This is a genomic window from Mesorhizobium sp. B2-4-14 (assembly GCF_006442155.1).
GTDB lineage: Bacteria > Pseudomonadota > Alphaproteobacteria > Rhizobiales > Rhizobiaceae > Mesorhizobium.
The window spans coordinates 19,788-31,430 of record NZ_VFVA01000023.1 but is presented as its reverse complement, the minus strand read 5'-3'; the positions used below and the strand labels follow the sequence as shown (position 1 = coordinate 31,430).

Below are 11,643 nucleotides of genomic sequence, written 5' to 3'. Positions count from 1 at the left end.
GCGCCTGCCCTGCAATCAGCGCGCCGTGCGAAGATTTTCGGAAAGAACCGCGGCGGCCATTGCGATGTCCTGTTCGAGCGAAACCCGAACGGCGGGGCCATTGCGCTGCTCCAAGGCGGCAACGATCCTGCGATGCGCGTCGTTCGACCGCGGAATGTAGCGATCGGCCTGCATCAACAGCTTGAGATAAGGACCGACCCGGCCCCAGAGGTCGCGGATCATGTTCAACAAGATCGGCGCGCCGGCATGCTGGTAGATGGCGAAGTGGAAGGCCTCGTTCAGCGAGAGATAGGCCTTGGCATCGCCGGCCTCGATGGCGCGCTGCATACCGGCCAGCGTCGCCTGTATGTCCACCAACCCATCTTCCGTCATCAGCGACGCGGCCATCTCAGCTGCCAGCCCTTCGACCGCGATACGGATATGGGTCAGTTCCTCGAAAGCAGGGGCCGACAGCAAGGGCACAATGATCGAGCGGTTGTTCTGCATCTCGAGCAGCCGCTCGGCGACCAGCCTTTGCAGCGCCTCCCGGATCGGCGTGGTCGAGATGCCGAACGTCTCGGCGAGCTTGCGGATGACGAGCGTCTGGCCCGGGCTGAAGCCGCCTGAAATCAACTCCTGCTTGAGCGCGCCATAGGCGCGGTCGTTGAGGGTTTGATGTTCCAGCTTCAGCATGCGCGGCCCGCTCTGGTCACCAGTTCGACAAGGCGCGATCGAGCGTCTCGGCCAGCTGCTCGGCATTGTCACGGGCGAACGGCAGCGGCGGCCTGATTTTCAGCACATTGCCGCGCGGACCGCACGACGAGATCAGCACGCCATCCTCGCGCATCGCTTCGACGACGGAAGAGGTCTTGCTGGCAGCCAGCGCCTCATCGCTCCCCGCCGTCAACTCGACGCCGAAATAGAGGCCGTTGTGCCTGACGTTGGCGACCATGCTGTGGCGGCCTTGCAAGGAATCGAGCAAGTCGCGCGTATAGGCGCCGACCACCCGTGCATTCTCGATCAGTCCCTCGCTTTCGATCACGTCGAGGACAGCGATGCCGACGGCCGCGGCGACCGGATTGCCGCCGAACGTGTTGAAGTAGCCGGTGTTCGAGCCGAACGAAGAGACGAGCTGAGGCCGCACGATCACCGCACCCATCGGATGCCCGTCGCCGATCGGCTTGCCCATGGTGACGATATCGGGCTCGAGGCCGTAATTGGCGAAGCCCCACATGCCTTGGCCGAGCCGGCCGAAGCCGGACTGGACCTCGTCGGCGATGACGATGCCGCCGGCCTTCCTGACGTGATCCGCCGCCTCGCGCATGACAGAAGCTTCGGGGAAGAAAATGCCGTCGCTGGAAAAGGCCGAGTCGAGCAGCAGCGCGGCCGGGCGGATATTCTGCGCGCGCATATCCTCGATGGCGGCGGCGACATTCCTGGCGAAATCATGCGCGGCGCGGCCATGGTCGCGGAATGTGTCTGGCGCTGCCACGGTCCTGTGCTGTGCCGGCACGCCCTTGGCCCCGACCGCCGCCGGCGACAGCTGCGCGGTCGCGATCGTCGCGCCGTGATAGGCGAAGTCGGTGATGATGACGCCAGTGCCGCCACTCGAATGCTGGGCGATGCGGATGGCAAGGTCGTTGGCCTCGCTGCCGGTGCAGGTGAACATGGCGTGGCCGAGATGCGGCGGCAGGCTGCCGAGCAGTCTTTCCGCGTAATCGAGGATGATCTCGCTCAAATAGCGGGTATGTGTGTTGAGCGTGCCGGCCTGACCCGACAGCGCCTCGACGACACGCGGATGACAGTGCCCGACCGACGCGACATTGTTGTAGGCATCGAGGAATTTGCGCCCTTGAGCATCATAGAGCCAGACGCCTCTGCCGCGCACCAGATGGATCGGGTTGCGATAGAAGGCGCGGTAGGTCGGCCCAAGCAGCCTGGCGCGGCGCTCGAGCAGGGCGTGCTCTTGCGCCGAAGCGACGGCGTTTGCAGCATATGGCGAGGACTGGGACACGAGCATCTACTCCGGATTGGAATGATCGAGAAAATAACGGCGGGCGGCGGCTGACGACAGCTCGTCCAGCCGTTCGAGCGAGGTCCAGACTTCGGTGGCGAGGCGCAGGACATAATCGCGCTTGGCCGGGAAGCGCTCCGCTTGCCAGCTGGCGATGTTGGCGATGAGCGCAAGGCGGGCACGGATCAGGTCGAAAAGGATGCCGATTTCTTCTGCTTCAAGCGGCTGCACCGACTGGTAACCGGAGACGAAGCGGGCGGCGGGTGCAAGCGGATGACCTTGCGCCGGCCAGCGATAGACGGCGCCGATGGCGAGGTCGCAGATCAGCGGCGAATGGATCATGTCGCCGAAATCGAGGATGCCGCTCACCATTTCCGGCCGCGAGGCCTCCATCACCACATTGTAGGAATTCATGTCGTTGTGGACGATCTGCGCGCGCAGGCCGGGGATAACCGGCGCCGCATGCTCCTCGAAGGCGTCGATGACGCGCTCGACTATGGCACGGTGGCGAGCATCCGAGATATGCGCCAGCATCGGCCGGGTCTTTGCCACCTTGCGGATGTCCCAGAGAAGGTCCGCTGCCGGCGGCCGGGTGGAAGAAGCCGCGCAGTGCCCGCCCGAGCCGGGCGAGGAAGATACCGAGATTGCGATCCTGCGCCGCCGAGGTGGGCGAGCGCGAGAGCAACTGGCCGGGCAGATAGGTGACCAGCCGGATGATGCGCGGCTGGGATCCCTCAATGCTGACCGCAAACTGCGCATCGCCCGCAAGGCTTTTGCGCACCGAGGGGACCGGCAAGGTCGGGTCGACTGCAAGGATATGGTCGAGCGCCTTGTTCTGGAAGTCGGTGAAGCCGGCCTCTTCGGCCGGATGGGAGACCTTCAGGACGAACTCGCCCTCGCCTTCGGTCTGGATGTGGAAATTGTGGTCGCGTTCGCCCGGCAACGGACGCGCGGTGCCGGTCAGCCCGTAGTGTCGGCGCAACAGGGCCAATGCGTCGGCGATCGAAACGTCAGGCGCGTCCTCGGCGAGCGTTTCGCCGAAAGCATCGGGCACTGACGCATTCATGATCTCACCTCGGGATCGATCGGCTCGAGACCGCACCAGTCGGCGATGAACAGCGCAATGGTCTGGGTGACCTTGCGCACCGAATCAAGATCGACCGCCTCGTCATAGCCATGCGGCATGCGGCAGATCGGGCCATAGACGATCGCCGGCGTATCGGCATAGAGGCCGAAGAAACGCGCGTCGGTCGTCGCCGAGGTGACATGCTCCTGCAGCGGCTCGCCCCAGACGGCGGTATGGCTGCGCCGCAGAACGGCTTCCATCTCGTCGGCGCCCTCCAGCACATAGCCCTCGGCCATGAAGCCATTGTAGGTCATCCTGGGCGGGCGATTGGCCAGGAATGGATCGGCCCGGGCCGCATCGGCGATGCAGGCTTCGAGCTCGGCCCTGGCGTCTTCCAGCTTCTGGCCGGGATAGGTCGCGACCCGCATTTCGAAGACGCAGCGCGCCGGAACGCTCGACGTCCATTCGCCGCCTTCGATCTTGCCGAGGTTGAAGCGGATCGGATGGGGATGATCGCAGAAATGCTTGTCGTCGACCTTGCGCGCATTCCAGACGATTTCCAGTTGCTTCAACGCCTGGATGATGACGAAGGCCTTTTCGATGGCGTTGGCGCCGGCGGAGAAAGCGCCCGACGCATGCTGCGGATCGCCGTCGACCTCGACCCTGAACCAGATCGGCCCGACCTGTGCCCGCATCAATCTCGGTTCCAGCGGTTCGGGAATGAAGGCCGCGTCGGCACGGTAGCCACGCTGCAGGCAAGCGAGCGCGCCATTGCCGGTGCACTCTTCCTCGACCACCGACTGCAGGAACACTTTCGCGGCCGGCTGATAGCCAAGGCTGCGCAAGGCGGCCAGCGCGTAGAGACAAGCCGACAGGCCGGCCTTCATGTCGCCGGCGCCACGGCCATGCATCCAGCCATCCTCGATCGCCGGATCGTAGGGGTCACGGGCCCAGCGGTCGAGCGGTCCGGTTGGCACCACATCGATGTGGCCATTGAGGATCAGCGAGCGGCCGGTTGCGTTTCGTGGTGTGTGGGTTGCGACGACATTGAAGGCATCGTCATAGGACACCGCCACCGGCGAAAAACCCGGCAGGCCGCGAATGTCGTCGACGTCGACACGCCACATGTCGACCGCGTAGCCATTGGCCTCGTAGGTCGCCGCCATGAAGCTCTGCGCTGCGTGCTCCTCGCCGCGTTGAGAGGGAAAGCGTACAAGGTCCGCCAGGAACGAGACCTGCCGCGTGAAGCCGTCGTCAACCGCGCGCAAAATGGCATCGTCGGCAATACACTCAGGCATGATGTTCCGCTTTCCCATAGATGGTGTATCATATCTCATATGCCATTCCCTTGAAATGCAAGTGACAGGCGGGCCAAAATCATGACCCACCTGTGGAACCTCTTGGCAGGCGAGCACAGAGTTGGCATCAGCTTCTTGCAGGCCGGCAAGGCGGCGCGACGAAAGATCGAGGACAAATGCTGGTCACCGAGGGCACATTGCCGGATGAAGTCACCGATCTCGCGTCCGGTTACCGGCGCATACCGGCCGGCAAGATCGTCAATGCGGTGACGTGGATGGAGGCGCGTGCGCCGGTGCCGGGTCTCGCCCAACCGCTGGCAATGACCCGCATCACAAGGTCCGAGATTGCCTCCTACCGCGCGACCTTCCTCGATATCGGCGCTCCCTGGCTCTGGGATCGCGCCGCCGAAATGTCGGATGCCGAAATCGCCGCGCATTTTTCCGACCCTCGCCAGCATGTCTACTACGCCCACGACGAGAGTGGAGCACATGTCGGCATGGTTGAGTTCCGAGTAGCCGAAAACAGCGAGATCGAGATCACCTATTTCGGCCTGCTCCCTTCCTTGACCGGCCGAGGCCTCGGCAAGCGGCTGATGGCCGGCGCGCTCGGCCAGGCATGGGGCCTCGGCCCAAGCCGTATCTGGCTGCACACCAGCAGCATCGATCATCACAGCGTCATCGGTTTCTACAGGGCTTGCGGATTTGCACCGTATGCGGCGGGTTTCGAAATCACCGACGATCCCCGGATCAAGGGAACCTTGCCGCGCGATTGCGCGCCGCAAATCCCGCTGATCGAAACGGAATGGATGCCCGGCGTCAGATGAGACCGTCTTCGCGACCAGCCAGCCAGGCATCGCCCCACCATCGCCGGTGGGTACGGCGCGAGACCATCCTGTCGAAGCTGGAGCGGCATGTCTACACGCGCATCGTGCTGTTTGCCGCGCCCGCCGGCTTCGGCAAGTCGACGACGATGACGCAGTGGGCCGCGGAAGTCGCGCGCCACGGCCGGTTGACCGCATGGCTGTCCTGCGAGGCGACGGACAATGACGAAGGGGCCTTCCTGTCGCATCTGGTGGGTGCGTTGCGCCATCTCGTCCAGAGCCCGGCCGAGCTCGACCTCGCCTTCCAGTCGAGCCCGATCCCGCAGCTCGATGTCGTGCTCGCGGCGCTTGTGGCGGGTCTTGCTGCGCGTGACGCTGACATCACCCTTTTCTTCGACGACTACCACGCCATCGAAGCGCCGGCGGTGAAGCGGTTCATGGAGCGGCTGACGCGGCAGGCGCCCGCCAACGTCGGCTTCGTCATCGGTTCGCGCAACCTGCCCGACCTGCAGCTCGGCAAGCTCAGGGTTCTTGGCGACGTTTTCGAAATCGGCCCCGACGATCTGCGCTTCGCCTCGTCCGAAGCCGAAGCGTTCTTCAACGACAAGCTCGGCCTCAGCGTCAGCAGCGGCACCGTGGAGACCCTGTGCTCGCGGACCGAAGGCTGGGCCGCCGGCCTGCAACTTGCCTCGCTGTCGCTCAGCGCCGCGCATGCTCCAGAAACCGTCATCGGCAACTTCACCGGCGCCAACCGCAACGTCGCTGACTTCCTGATGGGGGAAGTGTTCCTGGAGCTGCCACCAGCCCTGGCCAAATTCCTGCTCCACAGTTCGATCTTCGAGCGTTTCAGCGCCGAGGCGTGCCGGGCTGTGATGCGCGCGGCGGACGCCGAGGCTGATATCGCCGAGATCGAGACCCGCAACCTGTTCCTGGTGCCGCTGGACGAAGAGCGGCGCTGGTTCCGCTATCATCATCTGTTCCACGATTTCCTCAGCCGCGAGATGGAACGGCGTGAACCGGAGATGATCGCGCCGCTGCACCTCGCGGCTTCGGAATGGTTCGGCGAACGCAAGATGCTGACCGAGGCGATCGGGCACGCTCTGGCCGCCGGCGACCAGGCCCGCGCGGCGGTGTTCGTCGAGAACAATGCGCTCGAGCTCATCGCCCAGTGCCAGCTGCTTTACGTGCGCCAGTTGCTGGCGCTGCTGCCCAGGAAACTGGTCGACCAGCGCATCCGGCTGCAACTCGTGGTGCTGTGGTTGGCGGTGCACAGCAGCCAGCCCGAGATCGCCCAGCAGACGCTTAGCAATGCGCGCAAGCTTGTCGAGACCGGGCCAAGCGATAGCAAGGATCCGGGCACGCTGACCGGCACCACAATCGAGGCCGAACTCGCCGTTCTCGAGGCCGCCGTGCACAGCACGCTGGAACAGTTCGAAGATGCGCGCGACACCGCGCTGGCCGCCCTGCGCATCATCGCGCCCGACGCATGGTTCATGGAGGGGGCCACGGCCAATGTCATCGGCTACAATCTCTATGCGCTCGGCGACCTCGAAGGCGCGCGTGCGGCGGTTGACGCCGCGCGCAAGGCGCATGAGCGAAGCGGCAGCCTGCTCGGCGTCACCATCGCCAATTGCTACATGGCCGTCATCGAGCGCTCGGCCGGCCGTCTGCCCGCCGCCGAACGGCTGCTGCGCAATGCGATCATCGAGGCCAGAACGCGGATCGGCGCGAACTCCTATGCCGAGGCGCTCGCCGGAACGCTGCTTGCCGAACTTGCCTACGAGACCAACGCGTCCGGCGAGGCACTGACGCTGGTCGAGAATCTCGGGCCGTTGATCGAGGGCGCGGCGGTCATCGTCTATCCCCTGGCCAGCGTGCCGACCTATGCCCGCGTGCTGCAGCTGACCGGTCGGGGCGACGTCGCGCTGGACATGCTCGAGCGCGTCTACCAGCGCGTGCGTGGCTCAGTCTACCGCCGCCTCGCTTCAATTCTGGTGCATGATCGCGTCCGGCTGCTGATCGACCAGAACCGCGCCGTGGAAGCGCGCGCCCTGCTCGACGAACATCGCCGCGATCGGAGCGAGACCTTCCCAAGCATCGCCAACGAGTTCGAATACTTCGCCGAAGGCAGGCTGCTGACGGCGGAGAAATCCTATGCCGCGGCTGTGGCGATTTTCGACGATCTGCTGGAGCGAACGAAAAGCAGCGGGCGCATGCGCCGCCACATACTGGCGCTGATCCTGCGCGCCAGGAGCGCCGGCCATGACCCGCGCGAGGCCGATCGCCATCTCCTCGAAGCATTGCGTCTTGCGCGGCCCTCTGGCTTCATCCGCTCCTTCGTCGACGAGGGCAGGCCTGTTGTCGAAGGACTGATGCGGCTGCGCGCGGCTCAGGCGAAGACCGATCCGTCGCTGTCAGCCTATGCGACGCGCATCATCGATGCCGCGCAGACAATGCCGGTGGCAACGCGCAAGCCAGCCGCGCCGGTTGCCGAGAAGGAACAGCTCACTCAGCGCGAGTCCGAGCTGCTGCGCTGCCTGTCGGAAGGCATGTCCAACCGCGATATCGCGGTCGCGCTGTCGGTGAGCGAGACGACGGTCAAATGGCATTTGAAGAACATTTTCGGCAAGCTCTCGGTGTCGAACCGCGTCCAGGCCGTGCGCGCCGCGCAGGCCGCCGCGAACCTCCGACCCCCTCCGAAAGAAGGGGCATAGATATCCGGCACAACCCTTCTTTAGGGTCGGGCCACGCGATCGTTAGCCTGCTAGCGTCCCTTTGTTTTTAGGAGACGTTGCGGATGGCGACAGGTTACGTTTTTCACGAACAGCTGATGTGGCATGACACCGGCTCCAGCGCCGATATGATGCCTCCCGGCCGTTTCGTGGAGCCTGGCCGGCATCTGGAATCGCCCGGGTCGAAGCGCCGGCTCAATAACCTCATCCAGGTCAGCGGCCTGTCGCGCCATCTGGTGCCGATCGTTCCCGAGCCGGTCTCGGTCGAGGATCTGCTGCGCGTACACACACAGCGCCACGTCGACGACATCAGGATGCTCAGCGAGCGCGGATCGGGCTTCGCCGGGCCGCAGGCGCCGATCGGCCTCAACAGCTTCGACATCGCCCTGTTGTCCGCCGGCACCACCTACGCCGCGATGCGCGCGGTGCTGACTGGCCGCGTCGACAACGCCTATGCGCTAGCGCGGCCGCCGGGGCATCACGCCGAGCCTGACCAGGCGATGGGCAACTGCCTGTTCTCCAATATCGGCGTGTCGGTGCGCCGGCTGCAGCATGAAGGCCTGCTGGGCCGCGCGGCGATAGTCGACTGGGACGTGCACCACGGCAACGGCACCGAGACCGTGTTCTATTCCGACCCATCGGTGCTGACGATTTCCCTGCACCAGGACAATCTCTATCCGACCGGACGCGGCGCGTTGGCCGACAATGGCAAGGGCGAAGGCGAAGGCTACAACATCAACATCCCCCTGCCGGCCGGCAGTGGGACCGGCGCCTATGAGGCGGCCTTCGACCGCGTCGTCGCTCCGGCACTGCGCGCCTTCAAGCCGGACCTCGTCATCGTCGCTTCCGGTTTCGACGCGTCGGGCTTCGACCCGCTCGGCCGCATGATGCTGAACAGCGAATGCTTCCGGCGCCTCGCGGCGCGCATGGTGGCGCTGGCCGCCGAAGTTTCGAACGGACGGCTAATGATGACCCATGAAGGCGGCTACTCCGAAGGCTATGTGCCGTTCTGCGGCCATGCCGTCATCGAGACGCTGGCCAATCACCGGACCGAGGTGGTCGACCCGCTGTCGGACCATATCGACGAATGGGCCGGGCAGGAGTTGCAGCCGCATCAGGCTGATGTGATCGATGCCGCCGAAGGCTTGGTCGCTGGCCTGCGTCAACACCTCGCCGGCGCGGCCTGACGCGATGGATTTTGTCGTCACCACATTGCTCAATGCGCTGACACTGATCAGCATCCTGATGCTGGTCGGGCTTGGGCTGGCGATCAGCTTCGGCCTGATGAACGTCACCAACCTGGCGCATGGCGAATTCGTCACCGTCGGCGCCTTCGCGGTCTATTTCATCCAGAGCGTGGGCGGTTCCTTCTGGGTCGGGTTGGCGGCCGCACCGATTGCCGGTGCGGCGGTCGGCTCCATCCTGGAATTCGCCATCATCCGCCATCTTTATCCGCGGCCGGTCTCGACCGTGCTCGCCACCTGGGGCGTCAGCCTCATCCTGCAGCAAGGACTGGAACTGACCTTCGGGCTCGGCGCCAAACCGGTGACGCCGCCCATCGAAGGCACGCTCGACCTGTTCTTCACCGTCTATCCGGCGTACCGGTTGATCCTGATCGCGATTGCCATGCTGACCCTGCTCGGCGTCATCCTGCTGATCAACCGGACGTCCTTCGGGCTCGATATCCGCACCGTCATCCAGAACCGCGAAATGGCCGAGGGCGTCGGCATCAACACGCGACGCACCTACGCCATCGCCTTCACCTTCGGAGCGGCGATTGCGGGTCTTGCCGGCGGGCTGGTCGCGCCGCTGGCGATCGTGCTGCCGCAGATGGGGGTGAACTATCTCGCCAACGCCTTCTTCGTCGTCATCGTCGGCGGCGTCGGCTCGATCGGTGGGCTCGTCGCCGGCAGCATCTTCGTCGGCGGACTGACCAGTGTGCTCAACTACCAGATCTCGCCCTCGCTGGCGCAAGCCATCGTGTTGCTCGCCGCCATCGTCGCCGTGCGGCTGCGCCCCAACGGCCTGTTCAACGGGGCGTCGCGATGATCGCCCGGGACCGCAACTGGCTGCTGGTCTTCGCCGTCTGCGCGGCGCTCGCCATTGCCTATCCGTTCTTCGCCGACGGTTACCAGCTGACGGTGATCCGCGACGCGCTGATCTTCGGCCTGTTCGCGGCGAGCCTCGACTTCTTCTGGGGCCGCACCGGCATCCTGTGTTTCGGGCATGCGGCCTTCTTCGGCATTGGCGGCTACATCATGGCGCTGGTCACGCTCAACGATGCGATCCCCTTCGGCAGCCTCCTCGGCGTCATGGGCGCGGTGTCCGGTGCTGCGTTCGTCGCCGCCATCATCGGCTATTTCCTGTTCTTCGGCGGCATCCGTGGCAGCTACTTCACCATCGTCACGCTGGCCATGGGCGTGATCTGCCAGCAGGCCGCCGTCTCCTGGAGTTCGGTCACCGGCGGCGACAGCGGGCTGATCGGCATCCCGCCGATCGCGTTCGATGTCGGCGGCCTGCATGTCGACCTCAGCCAGGATCTGCCCTCCTATATCTTCGTGGCCGCCATCGTCGCGTTGGTCTTGCTGGCGCTGTGGTCGATCAGCCGTGGCCGCTGGGGCACGGTGCTGACCGCCATCCAGGACAATGAAGTCCGGGCGGCGGCTCTCGGCCACAATGCGCCATTGCGGCTGCTGGTGACCTTCATCCTGTCGGCGGCAATCGCCGGGCTTGCCGGCGCACTCTATGTCTGCATGGCGGGGCTGGTCGCGCCAGACCTCTCCGGGCTGCTTCTGTCGACGGAAGTCATCGTCTGGGTGGCTGTCGGCGGACGCGGCACGCTGCTCGGTCCGGTGCTTGGCGCCATCGTCATCCAACGAGCGCAGCAGACCATCAGCAGCTTCAACCCGAGCCTGTGGCCGCTTCTGCTCGGCTGCGTCTTCGTCATCATCGTCTTTCTGCTGCCCGACGGCATCCTGTCGATCTACGCGCGGTTGAAGAGCCTGTTCAAAGGCCGGAGGCAGGCGCAATGAGCGATGTCCTGCTTCAGGCCGAAAACGTCGGTATCCGGTTCGGCGGGCTTCAAGCGCTCGAAGGGTTGAACCTGACGGTCCGCGACAAGGAACTCTGCTGCATCATCGGGCCGAACGGAGCCGGCAAGAGCACGTTCCTCAACGTGCTGACCGGCACGCTTCGCCCGACGAGTGGCAGCGTTCGCTTCCTCGGCCACGACATAGCCGGCCTGCCGCTGCATCGCATCGCGCGGCTCGGCATCGCCCGCAAGTTCCAGATTCCTTCCGTCTTTCCCAGCCTGTCGGTGGAAGACAACCTCAAGGTCGCACGGTGGGGCGCGCCCTCGCCGGCTCGCCCGGTCGGTGAACTGATGGAGCTGGTCGCGCTTGGCAATCGCGCCAGCACGCTGGCCGGCGCGCTGGCGCACGGCCAGAAGCAATGGCTCGAGATCGGCATGGCGCTGGCGATCGAACCGAGGCTGCTGCTGCTCGACGAGCCGACCGCCGGCATGACGCCGCAGGAGACGATGGCGACCGCCGAAATGCTGCTGCGGCTCAAGGGCGAGTTCTCGGTCGTCGCGGTCGAGCACGACATCCGCTTCGTGCGGGCGTTGAACTGCGAAACGCTGGTGCTGCATCAGGGGCGGCGGCTGCGCAGCGGTCCTTTCCACGACATCGAGGCCGACGAGATGGTCCGCGACGTCTATCTGGGGAGGCGCTGA

General features: G+C 65.1%; 10 protein-coding genes and 1 pseudogene. 6 read left to right on the top strand and 5 right to left on the bottom strand.

The window, feature by feature from the left end; all coding sequences use genetic code 11:
* Positions 1 to 15: 15 nt before the first annotated feature.
* The 5 genes and pseudogenes from FJ938_RS19635 to FJ938_RS19620 form a co-directional block, all read right to left on the bottom strand.
* Positions 16 to 672 carry a GntR family transcriptional regulator gene (locus tag FJ938_RS19635; RefSeq protein WP_140607406.1) on the bottom strand — a complete coding sequence of 219 codons (657 nt, stop codon included), beginning with the start codon at positions 670 to 672 and terminating at the stop codon, positions 16 to 18.
* 16 nt (positions 673 to 688) lie between these two features.
* Positions 689 to 1,999, bottom strand: coding sequence for an aspartate aminotransferase family protein (locus FJ938_RS19630; protein ID WP_181169142.1), 1,311 nt, complete (start codon positions 1,997 to 1,999; stop codon positions 689 to 691).
* Positions 2,000 to 2,545 (bottom strand): phosphotransferase, encoded by a 546-nt coding sequence (locus FJ938_RS30425; RefSeq protein ID WP_348642288.1) that lies wholly within the window; start codon positions 2,543 to 2,545, stop codon positions 2,000 to 2,002.
* Positions 2,546 to 2,651: 106 nt separating this feature from the next.
* A pseudogene (locus FJ938_RS30420) lies at positions 2,652 to 3,059 on the bottom strand (phosphotransferase); the annotation flags it as partial.
* Positions 3,056 to 4,357, bottom strand: coding sequence for an ArgE/DapE family deacylase (locus tag FJ938_RS19620; RefSeq protein WP_181169141.1), 1,302 nt, complete (start codon positions 4,355 to 4,357; stop codon positions 3,056 to 3,058). The pseudogene FJ938_RS30420 and the gene FJ938_RS19620, both read right to left, overlap by 4 nt.
* A gap of 176 nt (positions 4,358 to 4,533) precedes the next feature.
* On the opposite strand from FJ938_RS19620, the gene FJ938_RS19615 reads away from it, so the two are divergent.
* The 6 genes from FJ938_RS19615 to FJ938_RS19590 all read left to right on the top strand — a co-directional run bounded on the left by FJ938_RS19615 (position 4,534) and on the right by FJ938_RS19590 (position 11,643).
* On the top strand, positions 4,534 to 5,181 hold the full coding sequence (locus FJ938_RS19615; protein ID WP_181169140.1) for a GNAT family N-acetyltransferase: 648 nt from the start codon (positions 4,534 to 4,536) through the stop codon (positions 5,179 to 5,181).
* Positions 5,178 to 7,892: a LuxR C-terminal-related transcriptional regulator gene (locus tag FJ938_RS19610; protein WP_140696473.1), complete on the top strand. Its 2,715-nt coding sequence runs from the start codon at positions 5,178 to 5,180 to the stop codon at positions 7,890 to 7,892. Before FJ938_RS19615 ends, FJ938_RS19610 begins: the two co-directional genes overlap by 4 nt.
* Before the next feature lie 83 nt (positions 7,893 to 7,975).
* Positions 7,976 to 9,097 (top strand): class II histone deacetylase, encoded by a 1,122-nt coding sequence (locus FJ938_RS19605; RefSeq protein ID WP_140696470.1) that lies wholly within the window; start codon positions 7,976 to 7,978, stop codon positions 9,095 to 9,097.
* Positions 9,042 to 9,959 (top strand): urea ABC transporter permease subunit UrtB, encoded by a 918-nt coding sequence (gene urtB / locus FJ938_RS19600; protein WP_246673422.1) that lies wholly within the window; start codon positions 9,042 to 9,044, stop codon positions 9,957 to 9,959. Before FJ938_RS19605 ends, urtB begins: the two co-directional genes overlap by 56 nt.
* The gene (locus FJ938_RS19595; protein ID WP_140696467.1) at positions 9,956 to 10,942 is read left to right on the top strand and encodes a branched-chain amino acid ABC transporter permease; all 987 of its coding nucleotides are present in this window, start codon (positions 9,956 to 9,958) and stop codon (positions 10,940 to 10,942) included. Before urtB ends, FJ938_RS19595 begins: the two co-directional genes overlap by 4 nt.
* Entirely contained in the window at positions 10,939 to 11,643 is a 705-nt protein-coding gene (locus FJ938_RS19590; RefSeq protein ID WP_140607413.1) for an ATP-binding cassette domain-containing protein, read from the top strand. The genes FJ938_RS19595 and FJ938_RS19590 overlap by 4 nt, the downstream gene beginning before the upstream one ends.